Genomic DNA, 25,123 nt, shown 5'->3' with positions numbered 1-25,123 from the left:
CCTTAGAGGATTATTATGAAAACATCTTTTCTTTATACTAGCGTAGCAAGTGCCGTACTTTTAGCTTTAAGTTCTGCTTATGCTACAGAAAATCAACCTGAACAATTAGAAACTATTAATGTCGTTACTGAAGGCTCTATGTTCCGTATGGGAGAGGTTCCCTTCCATCAAGCAAAATCCGCAGTAGCAATTACTCGTGACCAACTTGATGCTCAAAATGTAGATAAACTTGATGAAATAGCTAAATATCAGGCAGGTTTTGCAAATCAAGTTTTCGGCAACGATACAAATACTAACTGGTTCCGTGTTCGTGGTGCAGAAGTTTCACAAGCCGTAAACGGCTTACCGACATTCAGTTATGGCTTCTTTACACCTTACGTAGACAGCTTTGGTCTAGAAGCAATTGAAGTAACTAAAGGTGCTGATGCAATGACATTCGGTGCAGCACAATCAGGCGGTTTAGTTAACTATGTAACTAAACGTGCACACAAAGATCAAATTGGTCATGGTGAATTTAAAACAACTTTTGGTAACCATAATCAATATGGTTTTGCAGCAGATTACACTGGGGCAATGACTAATGACGAAAGTATTCGCTACCGAGTTGTAGCAAGCTACCTAGGTCGTGATGGTGACTGGGAGGGTACAGATAATCAAACGCTTTATATCGCACCAACATTAACTTGGGATATTAGTGACAAAACTCATTTCACTTTATTAACCAGCTATCAACGTGATCACGGCATCCCAAGCTCCAATTTCTTACCTCAAGAAGGTACATTAGTCGCGTCTCCAAATGGCTATATTAATCGTAATGCTAACTTAGGTGATAAAGTTAATGATACTGAAACTAACCGCCAATATAGTATTGGCTATGAGTTCAATCATGATTTCGGAAATGGTTTAAGTTTCGATTCTAGCTACACATATCGTCATATTCAAAATTACCATCGTGGTTCTTATGCCTATCCATCAGCTTATGCACCCGTTACTTGGGCTCCATTACCACCTAGCACTGTTGGTTATTCATTATCCCGTGGCGTAGTATTCAATGACGGTAAAGCCTTCTCTCATGCGGCTAATAACTATCTTACATGGAACTACAATAATGATTGGTTAAAAAATACTTTAGTTGTAGGAACTGATTACCGTCATAACAAAGTAGATGCACTTTATACATTATTTGGAAGTACATCAAATACAAATATTATGAATCCTTCTTTAGGTTGGAATCAGGCTCAAAATGTAAGTGCAGCTCCTCATACACAAATAACATCTCGCCAATTAGGTTTTTATTTACAGAATAGTGCTCGAATTGCGGAACATTATATTTTAGGTTTAGGTATTCGCCATGATAAAGCTGAACAAACTGAATATACAAGTACTCAAACGGTAAAAGATAATCATACTTCATATAGTGCCTCATTTATGTATGAAGCACCATTTGGTTTAAATCCATATTTCAGTTATAGCGAATCATTCAATTTACCCACAGGCTTAAGTGGCAACCAAAGCCTTTATGATCCCAATATCACTCGTCAATATGAATTAGGTTTAAAATACTTACCGACTTGGTTAGATGGAACGATCTCTGTTGCAGGCTTCCGTGCAAAAGATACTGGTGCATTAGTTGGTAATGGCTTGGGAGCAACAGTAAGTAGTTCCAATCCTATTTATCGTAAAGGTTTAGAACTACAAGCTGATGTAAACTTTACTTCAAATTGGAATGGTATCTTAGCTTATACTTATACTAAAGCTGAGGAAAAAAATACTGCGGGTGAAAAGACTCGTCGCCCATTAATTCCAACAAATATTCTTGCGACTAAAACTACTTATAATTTCACTGAAGGATTTTTAAAAGATTTAACTCTAGGTGCAGGCTTACGTTATATTGGTCATAGTGTCACTTCTAAAGGTTCATTATATTCACATGCTCGAGTACCATCAGCAACAGTCGTCGATTTAATGGCTCGTTATGCAATTACACCAAACTGGATTGCTCAAGTGAATATAGATAATATAGGTAATCGTCGTTATATCGCAGGCTGTGACTATTACTGCTATTATGGAGCTGAACGTCATGCTACAGTAAACTTTAGCTATAAATTCTAAAAAAGCTCACCGCACTTTTATTTACAAAATAACTCAATGGGTAGATTTATCTGCCCATTTTTAGTGGGTGGTTAATTCTAAGGTACTTAAAAAGTGCGGTAAAAAAATTAAAAATTTTGATAACAAAAAAGCCGTCAAATAAAAAATGACGGCTTATGTTTTAGAATGTGTAAAAAAGAAATTAAGCTTCTTGTTTATGACGTTCTGCAACTTCTTTTAATAGAGTTTGTAACTCACCAGCTTGATACATTTCTAAAATAATATCACAACCACCAATTAACTCGCCTTCCACCCATATTTGAGGAAAAGTTGGCCAATTAGCAAATTTAGGTAATTCAGCTCGCACATCAGCATGTTGTAGAATATCTACATAGCCAAATGGCACTTGACAATTTATTAACGCCTCAACTGCACGAGCAGAAAAGCCACAGGCAGGTAATTTTGGTGAGCCTTTCATATAAATTAAAATTGGATTTTCAGCAATTTGCTTTTTGATTTTCTCTAAGGTTTCCATGATGTTCCTTTACAGTAATAGAGTTTTAAAAGTGTGGCTATTTTAGCATAAGCTTTATATTCCACCAATAGTCCGACTAAAATTATCAACTTTAGTTTACCAACTACCGCCAGCTCCACCACCGTCAAAACCGCCTCCACCAAAGCCGCCGCCTGATGAACCTCCACCACCAAAACCGCCTCGAAAGCCACCACCTAATCCACCATCAATAGTAGTACCAAAACCTGCGGCATTACCACGGCGACGTTGTCTTAGTGCTTCTTGTAAGATAGCTTGTTCAAGCTGATGATTATTAGTTGGACTCACATAAGGACGTCTCCATCTAAGTTCACCAAAGAATACCACTAAAATAAACACCAAAATCATGAGGAAAGGAATAAATTTCTCAAATTCACTCTCTTCAATTTTATGAGGATCAAACTCGCCCTTACTCGCAGCAATAATATAATCTAAAGCGCCGTTAATGCCCTGAGCATATTGTTCCTGTTTAAAATTAGGTGTCATAACTTGACGAATTACCTGAGATATAAATGCATCAGGTAACGCACCTTCTAATCCTTGTCCTGTTGCGATAAAAATTTTATGATCATTTTTGGCAATCAACATTAATACACCATTATTAAGATGTTTACGTCCAATTCCCCATTTATCACCTAGAGCAAATGCATAATCAGAAACCTCATATTCTCCAGTCGTGGGAACAATCACAACAGAAATTTGTGAACTGGTTTCCTTACTATATTGAATGAGTTTATTTTCTAAATAATTTTTATCATTTTCTGATAAAGTTTTAGTGTAATCATTCACATAATGAAAAGGTGTTGGAGAGGCAGGAAAATCAGCCGCCCATACACTTATGCTCACAAAAATCAAACTAAAAATGACCGCACTTTTTCGTAAAACTTTTAGCATATCCATTATCTTAATCATTAATAATCACCTCATTTGGTAATTCATTCTGATCATCTGGCTTGATTGGGAAATGCTTTGCCAGTTCACTACCAATTCTTTCGATGATTGAAACAACACCTAAGGTATACTCACGTTGCTTAAAATGATCAATCATCAATTGGCATTGTTGTTGCCAAAATTCATTTCCAACATATTGATGAATACCTTCATCTCCAATAACTGAACATTGATGATCTTTATGAGCAATATAAATTAAGACTGCATTTTTTGCTTCTGTTTTTTCCATATCAAGTTGACTAAAAATGGCTAATGCTCTTTCTACACTTGATAAAGGCGTATCAGATTTAGGCATTGTTCGCTCAATATAAACTCTCAACTCAGCGGAGGTTTGCTGCTCTAATTTAATGATCGAGGCTTCAATTTGCTTTTTATCAAAAGGCATTCTTGAAAATAATGACATAGTAATACCACTTAATAACATTGCTGACAGATTAATACCAGCAAATGAAACAAAGGCACGAACATCTGCCGTGCCTATTTATTCATGAATAAACTATTTACCAAAATTTACTACTGGTGCATTTTCAGAACCAGCTGCTGATTTAAAGTAAGGTTTCTCTTTAAAACCAAAAATCATTGCCGCAATTTTTGTTGGCAATTGACGAACTTTTTGATTATAGATACGTGCAGCTTCATTAAATTTATTACGCGCAATATTAATACGATTTTCCGTACCTTCAAGCTGGGCTTGTAAATTCATAAATCCTTCATGAGCTTTTAAATCTGGATATTTTTCAACAGAAACTAATAAACGAGATAATGCAGAACCTACTGAATCTTGATTTTGTTGGAATTGGGCTAATTGTTCTTCTGTCATATTCGCTGGATCAATCTTAGTTTGAGTTGCTTTTGCTCTAGCTTCAATTACATTAGTTAAGGTTTCTTTTTCAAAATTCGCTTGACCTTGAACTGTATTAACCAAGTTTGGAATTAAATCTGTACGGCGTTGGTACTGAGATTCAACGTTTGCCCATATGGAATCAATCTCCTCTTCAGCCTTAACTAAACCGTTATAGCTAGACATTAAAGTAAAACCAGCAATTACCGCAATGATAATAATAAGGAGCCACTTTTTCATTTTATTCCTTCCCCAAATTTTGGATTTAAAATAAAAGACCTAAACAGTTGTTTAGGTCTTCATCAATTTAACTGCCGAGTAACCTATCAACTTTCGTTGATTTATTACCAACTCACGTTGATGTTAAACTCAACGATTATTTATTACCTTGTACAGATACTTCTACACGACGGTCTGGTGCTAAGCAAGCGATTAAGGCTTTTTTACCTTTCACTGCATCACATGTGTTACCTGTCACTGGGTTTGCTTCACCGTAACCTGTTGCTGAAATTGCATTTTGTGCAACACCTTTTGAAACTAAGTAGTTCGCTACTGTTTCTGCACGACGTTGTGAAAGTTTTAAGTTCGCTGCATCTTTACCAATACGGTCTGCATAACCTGCTACTGCTACTGATGGATTATTTACTTTTGAAATTTCACCATAAACGTTATCTAATGAAGTTGAAGCTTCAGGTTTTAATGTTGCTTTACCAAATGCGAAAGTCACATCACTGTTTAAAGTAAATGTTTTGTTAACTACTTCTGGAGCAACTACTGGGGCTGCACCTTGACCAAAACGGTAAGATAAACCTGCTGTTACTGCACCAATTGATGGTTGATAATCAATACGATCACCTGCTGCATCTTCAAATTTACCTACACGGTTAACCCATTGGTACTCAATACGTGCTGCTAATTCTGGTAAAATTGCATATTCAAGACCTGCTGCAAATACTGGAGATACTTTTAAGTCATGTGCTCTTTCTGAATTAAGATTGTAAGTTTTTACATCTGTACGAACTAATGCTGCACCAACACGAGCATAAGCATCTAAACCTGGAAGAACTTCATAGCTACCTTTTAAGCTTAAGTGTGCACCGTGTGCTGTTTGTTTAGCAACTGTATTGCCTTCTTCTTTATATTTAACACGACCAAAATCATCGTAACCTAATTCAACCGCTAAACCTAAATTATCACGATTTAGAATTTGGTAACCACCAAATACACCATAAGTTACAGAGTTACGGTTAAAACCTAAACCCGCTTCATCTGCTGTATATTTGATACCGTCATGATATGATGCCCAACCTGCTTTAGCACCTGCATAGAATGTATTTTCTTGTGGTGCTGCTTGTGCAACTGTTGTTGCTGCTAAACTAGCGATAGCTAATGCGATTGCAGTTTTTTTCATTTTGATGATCCTCTTAAATATTTTAGTCATCTTATTTAAAATTATTTATCAGCTATAATGCTGAATAAACACACCTGTGTTCTTATTTCTTAAGAACTAAACTTTGAAATAGATTTTCAAATAACTTAGTTTTAAGTGCTATAGTTAGGTTTCGAATTTGCCCAACATATCCTTTTGACAAATTCACATCTTCAAGCATAAAAGTTCAAAGTGTCTTTCAAAAGTATGCGTATTATCTATCATAAAAGTACAAAATCAAATAATTTTTTTAATTTATATAAATTTTTTATCAAAAAAATCTTATATATTCTAAATATTAACGTGAATAATTAGCCTCTTCAAGACATTGATAGTCTTATTTTTCTTAAAAATATACCGCACTTAATAAAAAAGACCTAAATAATTATTTAGGCCTTTTTAAAATGGTTAAGCAAGCTTACTTAATTACATTGTAGCTTGTTTGTTACCTTGTACAGATACTTCTACACGACGGTCTGGTGCTAAGCAAGCGATTAAGGCTTTTTTACCTTTCACTGCATCACATGTGTTACCTGTCACTGGGTTTGCTTCACCGTAACCTGTTGCTGAAATTGCATTTTGTGCAACACCTTTTGAAACTAAGTAGTTCGCTACTGTTTCTGCACGACGTTGTGAAAGTTTTAAGTTCGCTGCATCTTTACCAATACGGTCTGCATAACCTGCTACTGCTACTGATGGATTATTTACTTTTGAAATTTCACCATAAACGTTATCTAATGAAGTTGAAGCTTCAGGTTTTAATGTTGCTTTACCAAATGCGAAAGTCACATCACTGTTTAAAGTAAATGTTTTGTTAACTACTTCTGGAGCAACTACTGGGGCTGCACCTTGACCAAAACGGTAAGATAAACCTAATGCAACAGAACCAATATCTGGGTGATAATCTAATTTTTCACCATTTTCATCTTTTAGACGACCAACTTTAGTGATCCATTGATATTCTAAACGTAATGCTAATTCAGGAAGAATTGCATACTCTAAACCGCCCGCGAATACAGGAGATGTTTTTAGACTATGAGAATGTTCAGTACCATCCGCTGACATATCTTTTTTATAATCAGAACGAATTAATGCTGCACCTACACGACCATAAATATCTAAGTTATCTAATACAGGATAGCTTGCTTTTAAGCTTAAATGTGCACCGTGAGTAGTATGTTTACCAGTAGTATTATCTAAAGAGCTTTTAGTTTTTAAACGACCAAAATCATCATAACCTAACTCAACAGCTAAGTTATCAGTTATTTGATAACCACCAAATACACCGTAAGTAACATGGTTACGATTGACTGTATCTCCATTCTCTTCATCTTTTAATTGATTTACACCGTGATGGAAAGACGCCCAACCAGCTTTAGCACCAGCATAGAAAGTATTTGCCTGTGGTGCTGCTTGTGCTATTGATGCTGCGGCTAAGCCCGCGATAGCTAATGCGATTGCAGTTTTTTTCATTTTGATGATCCTCTTAAATATTTTAGTCATCTTATTTTAGAAATTTATCAGCTAATAAAGCTGAATGAACACACCCGTGCTCATACCTTAATAACCAAATCTTGAACTACTTTCTCAAATTATTTAGTTTTAAGATTCACTTTTTAGGCTATTAAGTTTGTCGAAGATATACTTTTTAACAAACTCATTTCCTCAATAATCAAAGTCTAAAGAAGCTTTAAAGTTATTTGTATTATCGATCATAACAACATAAAATCAATCATTTTTTTAAATAATGCTATTTTTTAAGCAATAAAAATGAAATAAGCTCTCTTTTAATGCATTGTTATAATTAATTTTTATGAAAAGAAAGAATGAATGAAATTAGAGGCTTTATAGAAAATAATAAAAGATAGAAAAGGCCTAAATAAAATTTAGACCTTTTATAAAAAGTTAAGCAAGCTTACTCAATTACATTGTAGCTTGTTTGTTACCTTGTACAGATACTTCTACACGACGGTCTGGTGCTAAGCAAGCAATTAAGGCTTTTTTACCTTTCACTGCGTCACATGTGTTACCTGTCACTGGGTTGGCTTCACCGTAACCTGTTGCTGAGATTGCGTTTTGTGCAACACCTTTTGAAACTAAGTAGTTCGCTACTGTTTCTGCACGACGTTGTGAAAGTTTTAAGTTCGCTGCATCTTTACCAATACGGTCTGCATAACCTGCTACTGCTACTGATGCATTGTTTACTTGAGCAATTTCACCATAGATGCCATCTAAAGTTGATGCTGCCTCAGGTTTTAATGTTGATTTAGCAAATGCAAAAGTCACATCACTATTTAAAGTGAAAGTTTTATTTACTACTTCAGGTGCAACTGGTGCGGTACCTTGACCGAAACGGTAAGATAAACCTGCAGTTACAGAAGAAATACTTGGTGAATAGCTATAAGCTACGCCGTCATTATGGTTGTTAAAGCGACCTACTTTATTTAACCATTGATATTCAACACGTAATGCTAATTCAGGTAATGAAGGTAAGCTATATTCTAAACCAGCTGCATATAATGGAGATACATGTAAGCTGTGCTCACGAACGCCTGTATCATGGTAGCCTTTATAGTCTGAACGAACTAACGCTGCACCAACACGAGCATATGCGTCTAAACCATCTACATAGCCAAAACCAATTGGATAGCTTGCTTTTAAGCTTACGCTTGCACCATGTGCAGTATGTTTGAAGTTAGTTGTACCTGCATTGCGATATTTAGCACGACCAAAATCATCGTAACCTAATTCTGCTGCTAAGTAATCAGTAATTTGGTAACCACCATATACACCGTAAGTTACAAATTTACGTTTAAAAGCATCAGTACCAAAATCTTTTGAAGCTGGAGAGTTGGTATCAGCAAATTGTCTTACATCTTCGTGAAAAGATGCAGAACCTACACGTGCACCAGCATAGTATGTATTAGCTTGTGGTGCTGCTTGTGCTACTGAAGCAACTGCTAAACCAGCGATAGCTAAAGCGATTGCAGTTTTTTTCATTGCATTATCCTCTTAATTTGTCATTAAATTAATTATAATGAAGTTTTCAGTATCTACTATTATAAAATAGTGGAACTAACCACATTATGCACAATCTTAACTGAAAGGTTCAAGATAAAATTGTTAGGGTTGAATTTATCATTACACAAATTCAAATACTTTTAACCCATTGGGCTGATAAGTGTCTCAATTATCCTAGCTAAAAAGTATAAAATCAAACTTTTATACCCTAATTGACTAAAAAACAATCTATTTGATTAAATAATATACACTCATTAATATTTATTGTAAACGTTTCAGTAAAATCTGAATCATGTTTATCATTCCAATTATTAACTAATATGCTAGAATCTTACTATACTCTTTCAAGCTTTCTACCTGATTATAAAAACGGCTACTTTTATGCTACCTTGTTTAGAAAATGTCCCAGCAATTACCCCTTTGATCTCTGACTTTTTACAAGATTTAAAAAAGCAATATTTTGAAGGTGATATTTGTTCAAATTACGCTGACCGCTTAAGCCTTGCTACTGATAATAGTGTCTATCAACAACTTCCGCAGGCTATTCTTTTTCCTAAATCTATTTCAGATATAGTAAAACTCACAAAACTCGCTCAACAACATAAATATCTTTCCCTAACATTTACTCCTAGAGGCGGAGGTACGGGAACAAATGGCCAATCCATTAATAATAATATTATTGTTGATCTTTCTCGTCATATGACTGGAATTTTAGAACTCAATATTGAACAACGTTGGGTAAGAGTGCAAGCAGGTGTCATTAAAGATCAGTTAAATCAATTTTTGAAACCCTATGGATTATTTTTTGCTCCAGAACTTTCAACTAGTAATAGAGCAACCTTAGGTGGCATGATTAATACTGATGCCTCTGGTCAGGGTTCTCTCCAATATGGAAAAACTTCAGACCATGTTTTAGGATTACGAGCAGTGTTGATTAATGGTGAGATTCTTGACACAAGTGCGGTCAAAACTGAAAAATTTTTAAATAATTTAGCACAAAAGAAAGTTAGCTTAACCAATAAAATTCTTCATGAAGAGATATTTAATCGCTGTAAAGAAAAACGTGAAGTGATTATCCGCGATTTACCTCAATTAAACCGCTTCTTAACAGGTTATGATCTAAAAAATGTATTTAATCAAGATGAAAGTGAATTTAACTTAACTAGAATTCTTACTGGTTCAGAAGGAACATTAGCTTTTATTTGTGAAGCAACTTTAGATCTTACACCGATTCCTAAAATACGTACGCTTATCAATGTAAAATATAGTTCATTTGATGCAGCATTACGTAGTGCACCTTTTATGGTACAAGCAAACGCACTTTCAGTAGAAACCATTGACTCTAAAGTCTTGAATCTAGCTAAAGAAGATATTGTTTGGCATTCGGTAAAAGATTTATTAAAAGAAGATGAGTTTAGCCCAATTCTTGGTTTAAATATTGTTGAATTTGCAGGTAATAATAAAAGTCTAATTGAACGACAAGTTCATACACTTTGTGCTCAACTTGATAGCAAGATCGCCAATCTAGAAGATAATATTATTGGTTATCAAATATGTTCTGATTTGCCTTCTATTGAACGTATTTATGCCATGCGTAAAAAAGCCGTAGGCTTATTAGGTAACACTAAAGGAGCAGCAAAACCGATTCCTTTTGTTGAAGACACTTGTGTTCCTCCAGAAAATTTAGCAGATTATATTACAGAATTTCGTGCTTTATTAGATAGCTACAATCTACAATATGGCATGTTTGGTCACGTAGATGCTGGTGTATTACATGTTCGTCCTGCATTAGATCTATGTGATAAGCAACATGTATTATTATTCAAGCATATTTCTGATACCGTAGCAGAATTAACTCGCAAATATGGTGGGTTAATTTGGGGAGAGCATGGTAAAGGCATCCGCTCTTATTATGGTGAAAAATTTTTTACCCCTGAATTATGGCAAGAATTACGTTATATCAAATTTTTATTCGACCCGAATAATCGTTTAAATCCTGGGAAAATTTGTACACCTTTAAATAATAATCACCCCCTCTATTCGATTTTATCACCTATGCGTGCCGATAATGATCGTCAAATCCCAGTGAAAATGCGTGAAGAATTTTCAGGTGCAATGAATTGTAATGGTAACGGACTATGTTTTAATTTTGATGTTCATAGTGCGATGTGCCCCTCCATGAAAGTTAGCCATAATCGTGTTTTTTCACCGAAAGGTCGTGCAAGTATGATTCGTGAATGGCTACGCTTAATGGCAAATGAAAATATTTCTCCTGAACAATTAGATTTTAGACAAACACACATCAAACATTCAGAACTTATTGAAAAATTTAGAAATACTATCAATAAATGGCGTGGTAAATATGATTTTTCTAATGAAGTAAAAACCGCAATGGATACTTGCTTAGCTTGTAAAGCCTGTGCAAGCCAATGTCCAATCAAAATTGATGTACCTAGTTTCCGTGCAAAATTTTTCTATTTTTATCATCAACGTTATGTGCGTCCGCCAAAAGACTACATTGTGGCAAACTTAGAGCTTGTAGCACCTTATATGGCTAAACAAACAAAATTCTTTAACTTCTTTATGAATTCACGATTTGTGAAAGTAGTTACCGAAAAAACCATGGGAATGATCGACATCCCACTACTCTCTGAGCCAAATCTACAACAACAATTAGTTGAAATTGGTTATCAAGGTAAAACTTTAGAGCAATTAGAAAATTTATCTTCTACTGAAAAATCAAATATGTTGCTAATTGTTCAAGATCCTTATACTTCTTACTATGATGCAACTGTGGTCGCTGATTTTGTCGAACTCTGCCAACGGCTTGGTTTCAAACCTATACTTTTACCTTTTAAACCTAATGGTAAAGCTCAACATATTAAGGGATTTTTAGGGCAATTTGCTCGCACAGCCAAAAATCAAGCTGAATTCTTAAATCGTATGGCATTATTAGGCTTACCGTTAGTGGGAATTGACCCAGCTATTGTGCTTTCTTACCGAGATGAATATAAAGAAATACTACAAGCACAACGTGGTAATTTTCACGTACTCACCGCTCATGAATGGTTAACCAGTCAACTTGATTCAGTGTTAATCAAAACTGCGGTAGAAAATTTACAAAAATCCAACCGCACTTTGAATACGCATGAATGGCATTTCTTTCCACATTGTACAGAACAAACCTTTATGCCCAATAGCCCAAAAGAGTGGCAACAAATTTTCATTGCATTTGGTCAGCAGCTTAAACTAGAAAAAGTAGGCTGTTGTGGTATGGCGGGAGTATTTGGCCACGAAATCAAGAACCAAGAAATGTCTTGTGATATTTATAATAGCTCTTGGGGAGCAAAATTGACTGGTAAAAATACCGAGTACTGTTTAGCAACAGGATATTCCTGTCGTAGCCAAGTAGCCCGCTTAGAAGGTCAAGAATTAAAACACCCTGTTCAAGCTTTACTTACTCTTTTTCATTAAACATAAAAAAGGTGATTCAAATGAATCACCTTATTCTATTTTAAAATACCTGATAATTTAAAAAATCGTCGATAAGCCTCTGCTTTTTTATCTAAACTCAATGGATAAGCTCGTGATGTGGAAGGGACTCGATAAAGTTTTAAGTCTCTACCTTCAAATGGAAAATCAATATATTCATTGGTTTTCGGCTCTTTTAATTTAACATCAGGAAGCAACGAAAATAGTGCCTCCGTAGCTTTTCCTCCCGTGGTAAATAACCAACGCACATGAGGAACTTGCTTGAGTACTTCAGATAAATTTACTGATTCTACAATTTTTAGAAATTTATCTGATGCATTATTTTGTTCCCGAATTGCTTTTATTACGGTCGGGCAAGAAGCAATTCCCTGTGCATTTAGAAACGCCTTTATACGCTCGGCATCAAAACGTTTCTCTCCTTTAACTTGAAAATATTGCTTATCGTTAAAAAACACTAAACCATAAATTCTCCACATATCATTTTGAAAATTAGGATAATGAAATTCCATGCAACGTTTTTCTGATTTTGGAGGAAAGGTTCCCATCATCATTACGGTCGCATGAGCAGGCAACACAGGTGGGAAAGGATGTGTTTCAATTGTTGGTGTGGATATTATGTTATTCATCTTAAGAAATTACTGTTTGAGGTGAGCTGACTGGCTCACCCAATAAACAAAAGTGCGGTCTGTTTTAAGAAAATTTTATTTTGGTTCTTGAATATTTGCTAAATCAGGATAAGCGTTTTTCATTGCATCTTTAAATTGATTGTCCCAATGAATAAAATACCATTGTTTGTTATCTTCAATACCTAATAAATAAGCCTTACCCTGTTTTTGTTTACCATTAATATTGACATCATAATAAGCAGGAATAAACGCATAATCACGCACTGAAGTCTTGCCTGAAATCGCTTTAGTTAAATCATACCCATAAGAATTAGTCCGTAGGCTTTTCACAGAACTTGTTGCTAAATTCATCAATGACAATTTAAATGTATTTACATCCATCCCCGCTTGACTAGCCATTCTTTCTAATAATCTCGGTGGTGCTATGTTTAATACGCTATTCCATTGCTTTTGTTGGAATGATTGTTCTAAATAGCCTAATTGTTTTTCAATTAAATGTTTATCATTTGAAGATAAATTTGCCATAGTAGGAAATGTGGTAATACTCAATAATAGACTTAATAATAACTTTTTCATTACACTCCCTTCCTTAAAAATAAGTGAATTAACTTGTCTGCAGCTCAATAAGACTCTCTATAATGACCATATTTTATGATCGACGCCTAAACGAAGCATTAGACGTTTAGCCCACATTTTAGTTCAGCAAAAATAGGATGGCAGATTAAAAACGTTTTTCAAACCATAACCCAATTTCATGGTTATTGTAACTATACAACCAATCTACATTAGATTTTACTTGAGTTCGACTTAGACTAAGCTGAGGAGTAATACCATAAAAACTCAATTTAGGGAATTTTAAATTTGCAGAATAAAGATATTCTTTATCATGACGTTTTTCTGATAATAATTCACTATATTGACGATAATCAGTTTTTCGATAATTTACACTTAAAGTTAGATCCAATCCGATATCAAAAGCTTTATTAATCCCTAACCGTATTCCTTTACGTTCATATTGATCAGATTTATCTTCCGTCCCATTTTTTTGTAAATAATCTAGCCCACCAAAGACAACCCAATCATGAGGCAATGCATAAGCACTAAATAAAAAAACAGAAGCAATATTACCATTATATATTTTTAAATTATGTTCTCGATAACGTTCATTTTTATAAGATAAAGTAAAAGAAAAATAGGCATCATCTCCAATATCTTGTGAATATTCTGCTTGAATCCCTTGGCGAGTAGAATACCATTGATTATTACTATAACTAGCTTCTGATAAAGGATAAATATCAACTTGATGATGTTGATTTTTATAGCGATAACCTAACCCTAGTGAGAAATAATGTTCATTATAAAAACTATGATTTTGAAAAAACTCTCCATTTGCAGAGCCTTTAAACATTATGCCATGATGATTTTTTATAGCCGTATATTTATTCAATGCACCTTCAAAACCTAAACCATGAGATTTGATTACTTGAGGTAAATGTCTGATGGTGGTTATCTCTCCCCAAAATGGCGTATTCACAATCCATTCAGTTGTCTTATTCGCAGACTGATTCAAATTAGAGTGATAAATAGCTCCTAAAGAAAAACTTCCATGCCAATCTTCTCGTTTATCAAGAGATAACTGAAATTCATTAACTTTTTCCATAAGACTTTGGGACTCAGATAAATTAATTTCAGAAAATAATTGGTAGGATTCTTTATTTTGATAATCAAAAAAATATAAACGGGCAAGATCAAGTTTCCCACGTAAAAAATCATTATCTGTTTTTAGCAGTTTTTCATAAAGCTGAATCGCTTTTTTAGTATCTCCACGATTAAAAGCAATATTGGCTAAACTGAAAGTAATCATTCCTTCCTCTGCCTCAGGCATGGTTTGATAAATAGCTAATAAACGCTCAATATCATCTGTTTGTTTATGATTAATAGCTAAAAAAAGTGCGGTGAGGACTTCTTCAATATTATTGCCAATCCCAATTTCTTGATGATTAATCATCATCGTCGTTAAAAACTGATCTTTTTCAATAAGTTGCTCTTCTTGTGCTTTTTGTTGTTGCTCTACTTCTTGTTGCAAACGAAATTCAGTATCTTGATTATCAGCTAATGCACCACTACAAAAAAATAATAAAAATAAAAATCTATAGTCCATATCTATCCTAATAAAAAAGGCTTGTGATACCTCCCGCAAGCCTTTATTGTTAATCATGTTAGGCTATTTCTTTGTACCACCAAAAGCAGTATTTAAGCTTGGTTTTTTGCTAAATTCAGCAATACCCGCTAATCCAGCCGCATTATTGCCATAGAAGTGGCCTGATAATTTACCCTCGTCCTTACCATTTGCCACTGCGTTACCATCGATCGCTGAATTCTTAATCTTAGCATCCATATTAATTGCTAATTTAGAGCTTGCGATTGAACCTTTCAATGTTTTTTCCGTAAAGTCAGCAGTTAAGTTTCCTTTTAATATTTCTGTATTGGCATTGACATAGTTATTAATTCCTTTTACATCATAATTTGCCTTGCCAGATTGAGGCATAGTCACAGTTTCAGAACCCGCATAATATACACTATAATTTTTACCTTCTTTAGCAGGATCTTTACTATAATGTGGCACATCCGCCCAATCTCCATACCACACATCCATATTGCCGACTTGTTTAAATGACATTCGACCTAGGTCTTTATGTTCTGGCATTTTCGAGGTTATCGTTGGAATCTTATAAAGTTTTGCGACTACTACACCATTTCCATCACGTACAGCTGTGCCACTTAACTTAGAAATCCATTTATCCGCTTTTTGTGCCATTGTTGAAAAGGCTTGCTCTTTATTTACTGCATTATTTTTATCCTTACTAATCGCACTATAATTAACTTTTAATGCTGCTTTGCCTTCATCAGTGGCAATATTAATAGTTTTATTATGGCTTTTATCTGTAGAAGCCACCATGCCTGTTACCGTAGCTTGAGCAAAAGCAGCTGTGGATAAGAATAATACTGCAATTAAGGTATGTTGAAATTTCATTATATTTCTCCTTATCAATTGAGATTAGGTGTAAATCACTGAATGCTATCCCTTCTAATTATCAAGAAGGTTTGCTTATCCTAGCACGAACCCATACAAATACAAATGATTTTCATTATTATTTAATTAAAAGCTTGCTGTCAGTCCTAACTTGATCGTTCTACCTGGAGCCGGCATAGATGAACGTGCAATTGGGTCTAAATAGTAACGATCTGTTAAATTAGTTGCGATAAGATCTAAAGATAAATTTTCATTCACTTTATAATTTGCAAAAGCATCTACCACAAATACTGGTTGCCAGCGTACCGTACTAAGGCTATAAGAACCTAATCCTGCATCACGCATAGATTTTTCATAAGTATCTTTTACATTAGAATGATATTGCAATCTTGTACCTAAGGTCAGTTTTTCATCAAAAAAACGTAATCCTAAATTAGAGGTAATTGAATATTGAGGTAGAATCATATTTTTTAAGAAACCAGTACGTCGTCCCCCATTCACACATTCAGGGGTAGATTCAAACTTCCAAGTTTTCTGATTAAATGCAAATCCACCTTCTTCAAGGGCACTATCTTTATCACATAGTTTATTTTTCAAGTTATAAGTCATACCAAAGTCAGCAAAAAAACGACCTTGATCGTATCTAGCTTGTAACTCTAACCCAGCTAATGTACGCTTATCATACTGTTGCGTTTCATAAAACTCATTGCGATCAAAAATATTTTTTGTCACATTATGAAAATAATTAAGACGAAAATCGGCTCGTCTTGCCCCACTAAAAATTCCTCTCAAATCTTGTACATAACCCAATTCAAAATTTTTACTATGCTCAGGTTTGCGTTTAATTAGCGGCATAATATTATTGGTGGAATAACCTATTGTATCTTCAAAAATACTTGGCATACGTTTACTTTCGATATAGCGAGCATAAATACGCATATTATCAGTAAGTAAAATCGTGACACCTAAAGCAGGGGACCAAGCATGATCTCGGCGTTCTGCTTTTTTCATAGCTTGCCATTGTGCTTCTGTTGGTATTTCTTTTATTTCACTCCAATCCCTTACATCAACAACTTTTCTGTAATCAGCAGGCCCCTCGTGAAGGAATCTATCTACAACATTGCCTCCAATATCCACACCTTTTTCATTCCACATTTCTTTGTTAAGGCGACCATCCATCACAGGAGAATGCTCTGCTTTAAAGTGTCCATCAGCATCTCGATACCAAAGTTCACTTTTCTCTACATATTGGTCTTCAATAGAATAATTCTCATAATATATAAATTTTTCTTCTGTAGTCATGCGGTTCCATTCGCCTCCCTTTGCTACTGCAGATGCATACAATGCTCGCTCCTCTGGAGTAAAGCTTTTTAACTCTTTATAAGTCACTGGCATTGCCACAATATATTTCACATCTTCACGTTTTTTATCTTGTAGACGTTTGCGTAAACCATCATCACGGGATTTATAATGGGTATATCTTGCCCCAGCATTTAAAATTAACCAATCAGTTGGTGCATATTCAAAATTGAATCCTGCATTAAATTCATTACGTTTTCCATAACGTGGAGTAGAAGTAACTTCATCACTAGGCTTACAAATTCTTGGATCAACCTCAGCACAACGATCCATCCAACCTTCAAGCAAATGATATTTTTCTCTCATTTCATAAACATTAGAACTTTGTAAGGTTTCATGGCGATAATTTGCCATTACTGATAAGCTTAGATTATCTGCAATTTGGAATTTATTACTTCCACTCAGCCCCCAGTAATTATCTTTCGAATATTGTGCTTGTGCCTCTTGAGTATTAAACATACCATCTATGTTTTTAGTTTTATTCGGCGATTCATTATATTTTTTCCATGCAGCTTTAATTTTATTCATAAAATTAGGATCGCCACGCGGATCATCCTCCCTTCCTGAACGATAATACTCATAGAATATCTCATTCACCGAATCGCTAAAGTCTTTATCATAAAACATAATATCGCCAGGTGAACCACCTGCGGTATTAGTTTTTGATTTATTCCATAACGCCCATACTCCAAAATTTAAATCCAGCCATTTGTTATTTTCAGGGTTATAATTAAATTCTGTACTTAATGCCGTTTGTTTAACATGAGCTAATGGCCATTCCAAGACGCTCCCCTGTTGCCATGAAGTTAGATATAAACGAGAAGGCATAATGTCACCAAATTCAATATTGGAATGACGTAAACTAAAATTGACATTCATATCTTTAGTCAAATTATATTTTCCTTTACCTAACCAAGATTTCGATAAGTAAGAAGTATTTGGCACTTCATAGTTAGGATAAAAAACCACAGCCATCCAAGGAATATAAAAATCATCAGTGGCACTCATAATTTTTTTGGCATCAATGGTATCACCACCTAATTCCAGAATATCTTCTAATTTTTGTCCTTCTGCATATTTTTTACCGCCTTTTTTACCAGAATAATAATTGCCTTTTTCGCGATAAGCATAAGCCATTAAACCTTCAAATTTATCTTCTTTATAGGCAGCCGCAAGGCGATAAGCATTATCATGGAAGAATTTATTACGGCCTCCAGAACGAGGGGGATGACGATCAGAAACACGAAATAGCACGGCATCATAACCCATTTCACTTTCTTCAGGATGGGCTGATTCACGATAATCAACGCCAATACGGAATGGGTGAGGACGATTTTTAATCGAATTATTTGAGGTCTCAGCTTTTAATTCAACGCCAAATTTATTACCAGGCTTAACAATATCATCAACTTCTAAAGTCGTGAGCTTCACCGTTCCTGCCGCACCATTACGTAAGTTACGATCAAGGCTTGGACCTTTCTCAACATTAACGGAGCTAATCAGAAATGGATCCACATAATTACGACTACCAACACCCGCAATCCCACGCCAAACGGTTATAGCTTGTTCAGTACCATCTACCAACACAGGTATTCGTCCTTGCCCTGAAACACCTCGAATATTAGGATCTAAAGCGCCACTATTTCTCGAGTCCGCACTATACACACCAGTCACCCCAGATAATAAATCTGATACACTATGTGCTTGATAAGTTTCAATTTCCTTTTTACTTTTATATTCAACGACCTGATCTTTTAAAAATACTTGGTCTTTACCTTCTTGAGCTTTATTTTCTGCTTTATCTTGTACACGAATGGTTTCTAATGACTCCATAGATGCTGTTTCAGCAAATGCTGTATTACTAAGCAATGCCCAAAGTATAGCTAATGCTGCTGAAGTTTTACTTTTCACTTTGATTTCCTTACCTTAATATATATACTAATAATAATGATTATCTTTTAGATTAGGTATTTTATATTAAGAAATAAAGTTTTCAATTCTTATCCTAGCTATTACGTTTAAATGTGATCCTTATCACAAAATAAAAAACCGCACTAAAAAGTGCGGTCTTGATTTAAGAAAAATATTTTAGTTCAATGCGGTCAAAATATCGTTTACACGTTCTTTAGCATCCCCAAACAACATTTGAGTATTTTCTTTAAAGAACAATGGATTTTGCACACCCGCATAGCCCACTGCCATTGAACGTTTGAACACAATTACGTTTTGAGCTTTCCATACTTCTAACACAGGCATGCCTGCAATAGGGCTATTTGGATCTTCCATGGCGGCTGGATTAACTGTGTCATTCGCACCAATAACTAAAACCACATCAGTATCTTCAAAATCATCATTGATCTCATCCATTTCTAATACGACATCGTAAGGCACTTTTGCTTCAGCTAATAACACATTCATATGACCAGGCAAACGACCAGCTACAGGATGAATACCAAAACGTACATTAACTCCTCGTTCGCGTAATTTTTGTGTTAATTCAGCCACAGGATACTGCGCTTGCGCTACTGCCATGCCATATCCAGGAGTAATGATAACGGAACTAGCATTTTTCAATAATTCAGCGGCTTCTTCTGCGGTGGTTTCACGGTGTTCGCCCTGTTCTTCATCAGATGTCACGACAGGATCATTACCAAATCCACCTGCAATAACGCTAATAAATGAACGATTCATCGCTTTACACATAATATAAGAAAGAATTGCCCCAGAAGAACCCACTAATGCACCAGTAACAATCAATAAATCATTATTTAACATGAAGCCTGCTGCTGCGGCTGCCCACCCTGAATATGAGTTAAGCATTGAAACAACCACTGGCATATCTGCACCACCGATTGATGCCACTAAATGCCAGCCAAATGCTAGAGCAATTGCTGTCATTAAGAGGATTGGGAAGATATTTTCTGGATTATTTAAAAATGCAATCATTAATAATGCAGAAACCACTAATGCAGCCAAATTAAGTTTATGGCGATGAGGTAACATTAATGCTTTAGAATTAATCTTGCCACTTAATTTACCAAATGCCACAACAGAACCCGTAAAGGTTACTGCACCGATGAAGATTCCTAAAAATACTTCAACATTGTGAATATTAGCTAATACCGCTTGTTCCGATAAAAATACTGCTCGTGCAGCATCATCTAAATTAGCGGGAATATCTGCCACCTCATGCAAACCAAAGCTATTGAAACCCACTAATACAGCGGCTAAACCTACAAAGCTATGAAGAATTGCCACTAATTCTGGCATTTCTGTCATTTCCACTTTAAGTGCTTTACGGATACCTATTACCGCACCAATTGCCATAGCAATAAGAATCCATAACTGACCTTCTGTTGATGGTCCAAAGATCGTGGCAATTAATGCAATCGTCATACCAACGATGCCATACCAACAACCTGCTTTTGCTGTTTCATGTTTAGAAAGACCAGCTAAGCTCATAATAAAGAGTATTGCCGCGACAATATATGCAGCTTGTACAAATCCGACTGACATTACTTCTCTCCTTAACCTTTTCTAAACATTGCAAGCATACGTTGGGTAACTTTAAAGCCACCAAAAATATTGATACTTGCTACTAAAATTGCAATAAATGCAAGAATACTCACAAAGAAACCACCTTGGGCAATTTGTAGTACTGCACCGACAATAATGATCCCTGAAATCGCATTCGTCACCGCCATTAAAGGCGTATGCAATGCATGACTAACATTCCATACCACGTAATAACCAACAAAACAAGCTAATACAAAGACAGTGAAATGAGACAAAAATGCAGTTGGCGTCACTGAGGCTAGCCATAAGAATAAAATACCAACTAATGCCATCACGCCATATTTGATACGAGGATCTACCGTTTTTTGTTCTTTCTTCTCAACTTGTGCAGTAGCTACTTTTTGTTGTGGCTGAGCTGATACTTTAATTGGTGGTGCTGGCCATGTTACTTCACCATCACGGATTACTGTGACACCTCGTAATACCACATCTTCAAAATTAATATCAATTTGACCATCTTTGTTTGGTGTTAATAGTTTCAATAAGTTAACTAAATTAGTACCATAAAGTTGTGAAGATTGTGTTGGTAAACGACTTGGAAAATCAGTATAACCAATGATTTTAACCTGGTTATCCGTAATGAAAATCTCACCAGCTTTAGTATATTCACAGTTACCGCCAGTCAATGCTGCCAAATCAACAATCACAGAACCGGGTTTCATTGAATCAACCATTTCTTTAGTAATTAAGCGAGGTGCAGGTTTGCCTGGAATTGCTGCCGTAGTAATAATAATATCCACTTCTTTTGCTTGTTCTGCATAAAGTTCCATTGCACGACGGTTAAATTCTTCAGACATGACTTTAGCATAACCATCGCCAGAACCACCTTCTTCCTTGAAATCAATTTCAAGAAAACTTGCTCCCATACTTTGCACTTGCTCTTTTACTTCAGGGCGAGAATCAAAAGCACGAACAATAGCACCCAAACTATTTGCCGCCCCAATCGCTGCTAACCCAGCGACACCGGCACCAATAACTAATACTTTAGCCGGTGGTACTTTGCCTGCGGCAGTAATTTGTCCAGTAAAGAAGCTACCAAAAGCATTTGCAGCTTCAATCACAGCCCGATAACCTGAAATATTTGCCATAGAAGATAAGGCATCAAGGGCTTGTGCACGAGAAATTCGAGGAACAGCATCCATTGCTAATACATTAATTTTCTTAGTCGCAAGTTTCTCCATTAACTCTGGATGTTGTGCAGGCCAAATAAAGCTAATTAAGGTTGCTCCAGATTTAATTTGTGCAATCTCGTCATCCGTAGGAGGATTCACTTTAAAAATAACATCTGCATTCCAAACATCCTGTGCCGAACCAACGCCCGCACCTGCTTCCTTAAAAGCTTGATCTTCAAAACTTGCTTTAAACCCTGCATCGTGCTCAACGATTACATCAAAGCCTAGTTTTAGAATTTGTTGAACAGTCTTAGGCGTTGCCGCCACACGACTTTCATTATCAAGCAGTTCTCTAGGTACACCAATTAACATAATGCTTCCTTCTAGTTGATGATAATTTTAAACGAGGAATTCTCGCCTAACTGATAATGACTATAAGCCAATAAGACTAATCTACCATTTATTTGATAAAAATAAACCAAATTTTTAATAGCTTATATAAGATCATTGTATAACTCCCTAGTATTAAGAAAAAGCTAGATTTTTATGTACATCTGACAACACAAAGTGCGGTTCAATTTTGTAAAATTTTAAATCCTCTACAAACTAGCTTTATGATAGACTAGATTTCAGTTTTTATTAGCTTATATATATAGGATATTTTTATATGCAATTCCCTTTTCTTCAATCAGCAACCTTAATTCGTCGCTATAAACGCTTTATGGCAGATGTTGAACAAGCGAATGGTGAGAAACTTACTTTACATTGTGCAAATACGGGAGCAATGACTGACTGTGGAGAGAAAGGCGATATTGTTTGGTACTCAGATTCTAAAAGCACTACGAGGAAATATCCTTGCTCTTGGGAACTAACTCAACTAGCAAACGGTAATTTAGTGTGCATTAATACTCATCGCTCCAATCAATTAGCTCATGAAGCACTTACAAATAAAGTCATTAAAGAACTTGATAAATACAGCGAAATTTATCCTGAAGTAAAGTATGGCGAAGAAAATAGTCGAATTGATTTTTTATTGAAAGGTGAGGGACTGCCAGATTGCTATATGGAAGTGAAATCAATTACCTTCGTGAAAGGAACATTAGGTTTATTTCCCGATGCAGTAACCACTCGAGGACAAAAACATATACGTGAATTAATGGCGATGAAAGCTCAAGGACATCGAGCCGTATTACTCTTCACAGGCTTACATGATGGATTTGATCATTTTAAAATTGCTGAATTTGTGGATCCCGAATATAACAAACTTTTTAAAGAAGCACTTGCTGTTGGCGTTGAAGCTTATGCATATGCTGGTAAATTTAATATTGTTAATGGTATTCCAGATAGCCTTTCTCTCACTCAAGCTGTACCTTTAATTTTATAATGAAATTTTTAGGAATTATTCTCATTTAATTGTTGACAATATATTTGATAATAATTATCATAAGCATCATTCAAACAATAATAGATAATCACTCCAACATTCAGGCGTTTCCACCCCCACAACGGAAACGCCTTTTATTTTTCCGTTTTTCTTTATATTATAAATAATTGATAATTATTTGCATTTAATTGTTGACAAGTTAAATGATAATGATTATCATAAAGACACTCAAACAATAATAGATAATCACTCCAACATTTAAGTGTTTCCTCCCCCACAACGGAAACACTTTTTTTTTATTCTCAATTTGAGAACCTCAGAATTTATCTACAAATTTCAAATAATCTGTTAAAAACGAGTGTCTAGTCTTTTCATTTCCTCAATAATCACTATAATGCTATGTTCTATTTACAAATATTATGAACCTACACAGGAATTGACAATGACTGATATCAATGTTGTTCTCGCGGAACTAAAGCGCGGTGTTGATGAAGTGCTTTCTGAAGCAGACTTAATTGAAAAATTAAAAGAAAACCGTCCATTGAAAGTAAAATTAGGCGCAGATCCAACTGCACCTGATATTCACTTAGGTCATACTGTTGTATTAAATAAATTACGCCAATTCCAAAACTTCGGTCATGAAGTGATTTTCTTAATTGGTGACTTCACTGGTATGGTTGGCGATCCATCTGGTAAGAATAAAACTCGTCCGCCATTAAGTCGTGAAGATGTATTACGCAATGCAGAAACATATAAACAACAAATTTTCAAAATTTTAGACCCGCAAAAAACGCGTATAGTATTTAATTCTGAATGGCTAGCTCAGTTAGGCACTGAAGGCATGATTCGTTTAGCTTCCAATTATACGGTTGCACGTATGTTAGAACGTGACGATTTTAAAAACCGTTTTAATTCACAACAACCCATTGCGATTCATGAATTTATCTATCCTCTATTGCAAGGTCATGACTCTGTTGCTTTAGAAGCAGATATTGAATTAGGTGGTACAGACCAAAAATTCAACCTATTAGTAGGTCGTGAATTACAAAAATCGGCAGGAATGAAACCACAAGTTGCCATGACACTTCCATTATTAGTAGGTTTAGATGGTGAGAAAAAAATGTCTAAATCATTAGGCAACTACATTGGTGTCACTGAAGCACCAAGTGAAATGTTTGGTAAAATTATGTCTATTTCAGATGATTTAATGTGGGATTGGTATAATCTACTTTCATTCCGTCCATTAGCTGAAATTGCACAATTGAAACAAGAAGTTCAAGATGGACGTAATCCACGTGATGTAAAAATTTTATTAGCTAAAGAAATTATTGCACGTTTCCACAGTGAAACAGATGCAAATGTTGCTGAACAAGAATTTATTAACCGCTTCCAAAAAGGTGCAATCCCTGATGACATGCCAGAATTTACATTTAATGCGCCTATTGGTATCGCTACATTATTAAAAGAAGCAGGATTAGTATCCTCAACTTCTGAAGCAATTCGCTCTTGCCAACAAGGTGGCGTAAAAATCAATGGTGAAAAAATTGATGATGTAAAACCTGATGCTGAGAAAGGCACTAATGTATACCAAGTAGGTAAACGTAAATTTGCTAGAATCACGGTTAAATAATTAACGCTATAAAAAGAAAAGGTA

Annotated in this window: 18 protein-coding genes; 4 read left to right on the top strand and 14 right to left on the bottom strand. The window is 35.2% G+C overall.

Features of this window, described 5'->3' with window-relative positions; genetic code table 11:
- Positions 1-15 precede the first annotated feature (15 nt).
- Positions 16-2,112, top strand: a complete 2,097-nt coding sequence (locus BN1226_RS09160; protein ID WP_044470941.1) for a TonB-dependent siderophore receptor — start codon at positions 16-18, stop codon at positions 2,110-2,112.
- A 181-nt stretch (positions 2,113-2,293) separates the two neighbouring features.
- On the opposite strand, the gene grxD is transcribed toward BN1226_RS09160, so the two are convergent.
- From grxD to ompA (BN1226_RS09125), 7 genes are all read right to left on the bottom strand, one after another.
- Positions 2,294-2,626 (bottom strand): Grx4 family monothiol glutaredoxin, encoded by a 333-nt coding sequence (grxD, locus tag BN1226_RS09155; RefSeq protein ID WP_044470940.1) that lies wholly within the window; start codon positions 2,624-2,626, stop codon positions 2,294-2,296.
- A gap of 96 nt (positions 2,627-2,722) precedes the next feature.
- Positions 2,723-3,544: a TPM domain-containing protein gene (locus BN1226_RS09150; protein WP_082041932.1), complete on the bottom strand. Its 822-nt coding sequence runs from the start codon at positions 3,542-3,544 to the stop codon at positions 2,723-2,725.
- 4 nt (positions 3,545-3,548) lie between these two features.
- Complete coding sequence (locus tag BN1226_RS09145; RefSeq protein WP_044470938.1) at positions 3,549-3,998, bottom strand: TPM domain-containing protein; 450 nt, start codon at positions 3,996-3,998, stop codon at positions 3,549-3,551.
- Positions 3,999-4,091: 93 nt separating this feature from the next.
- Entirely contained in the window at positions 4,092-4,676 is a 585-nt protein-coding gene (locus BN1226_RS09140; RefSeq protein ID WP_044470937.1) for a LemA family protein, read from the bottom strand.
- A gap of 136 nt (positions 4,677-4,812) precedes the next feature.
- Entirely contained in the window at positions 4,813-5,847 is a 1,035-nt protein-coding gene (gene ompA / locus BN1226_RS09135; protein WP_044470936.1) for a porin OmpA, read from the bottom strand.
- A gap of 444 nt (positions 5,848-6,291) precedes the next feature.
- The gene (ompA, locus tag BN1226_RS09130) at positions 6,292-7,338 is read right to left on the bottom strand and encodes a porin OmpA (protein ID WP_044470935.1); all 1,047 of its coding nucleotides are present in this window, start codon (positions 7,336-7,338) and stop codon (positions 6,292-6,294) included.
- 450 nt (positions 7,339-7,788) lie between these two features.
- Positions 7,789-8,865, bottom strand: coding sequence for a porin OmpA (gene ompA, locus BN1226_RS09125; protein ID WP_044470934.1), 1,077 nt, complete (start codon positions 8,863-8,865; stop codon positions 7,789-7,791).
- Positions 8,866-9,267: 402 nt separating this feature from the next.
- Here ompA (BN1226_RS09125) and ydiJ point away from each other — a divergent pair, with 402 nt between their 5' ends.
- Positions 9,268-12,360, top strand: a complete 3,093-nt coding sequence (gene ydiJ, locus BN1226_RS09120; RefSeq protein ID WP_044470933.1) for a D-2-hydroxyglutarate dehydrogenase YdiJ — start codon at positions 9,268-9,270, stop codon at positions 12,358-12,360.
- 35 nt (positions 12,361-12,395) lie between these two features.
- Here the strand turns inward: ydiJ and BN1226_RS09115 are convergent, their stop codons facing one another.
- From BN1226_RS09115 to pntA, 7 genes are all read right to left on the bottom strand, one after another.
- Positions 12,396-13,004 (bottom strand): DNA glycosylase, encoded by a 609-nt coding sequence (locus BN1226_RS09115; RefSeq protein ID WP_044470932.1) that lies wholly within the window; start codon positions 13,002-13,004, stop codon positions 12,396-12,398.
- Positions 13,005-13,079: 75 nt separating this feature from the next.
- Entirely contained in the window at positions 13,080-13,580 is a 501-nt protein-coding gene (locus BN1226_RS09110; RefSeq protein ID WP_044470931.1) for a hypothetical protein, read from the bottom strand.
- Between the two features lie 145 nt (positions 13,581-13,725).
- Positions 13,726-15,165 (bottom strand): surface lipoprotein assembly modifier, encoded by a 1,440-nt coding sequence (locus BN1226_RS09105; protein ID WP_044470930.1) that lies wholly within the window; start codon positions 15,163-15,165, stop codon positions 13,726-13,728.
- A gap of 63 nt (positions 15,166-15,228) precedes the next feature.
- Positions 15,229-16,038, bottom strand: a complete 810-nt coding sequence (locus BN1226_RS09100; RefSeq protein WP_044470929.1) for a Slam-dependent surface lipoprotein — start codon at positions 16,036-16,038, stop codon at positions 15,229-15,231.
- A 126-nt stretch (positions 16,039-16,164) separates the two neighbouring features.
- Entirely contained in the window at positions 16,165-19,308 is a 3,144-nt protein-coding gene (locus BN1226_RS09095) for a TonB-dependent receptor domain-containing protein (protein ID WP_156149917.1), read from the bottom strand.
- Positions 19,309-19,485: 177 nt separating this feature from the next.
- A complete protein-coding gene (gene pntB, locus BN1226_RS09090; protein WP_044470928.1) occupies positions 19,486-20,913 on the bottom strand; it encodes a Re/Si-specific NAD(P)(+) transhydrogenase subunit beta in 1,428 nt (475 codons plus the stop codon).
- An 11-nt stretch (positions 20,914-20,924) separates the two neighbouring features.
- Positions 20,925-22,457 carry a Re/Si-specific NAD(P)(+) transhydrogenase subunit alpha gene (pntA, locus tag BN1226_RS09085; RefSeq protein ID WP_044470927.1) on the bottom strand — a complete coding sequence of 511 codons (1,533 nt, stop codon included), beginning with the start codon at positions 22,455-22,457 and terminating at the stop codon, positions 20,925-20,927.
- A gap of 295 nt (positions 22,458-22,752) precedes the next feature.
- Between pntA and sfsA the strand changes: the two genes are divergently transcribed.
- Both sfsA and tyrS read left to right on the top strand, forming a co-directional pair.
- On the top strand, positions 22,753-23,469 hold the full coding sequence (gene sfsA, locus BN1226_RS09080; RefSeq protein WP_044470926.1) for a DNA/RNA nuclease SfsA: 717 nt from the start codon (positions 22,753-22,755) through the stop codon (positions 23,467-23,469).
- Between the two features lie 442 nt (positions 23,470-23,911).
- Positions 23,912-25,099, top strand: a complete 1,188-nt coding sequence (gene tyrS, locus BN1226_RS09075; RefSeq protein WP_044470925.1) for a tyrosine--tRNA ligase — start codon at positions 23,912-23,914, stop codon at positions 25,097-25,099.
- The last annotated feature ends 24 nt before the right edge of the window (positions 25,100-25,123 follow it).

The organism is Mannheimia massilioguelmaensis (genome assembly GCF_000940515.1).
GTDB lineage: Bacteria > Pseudomonadota > Gammaproteobacteria > Enterobacterales > Pasteurellaceae > Basfia > Basfia bettyae.
This window is presented reverse-complemented; position numbering and strand designations above follow the sequence as displayed.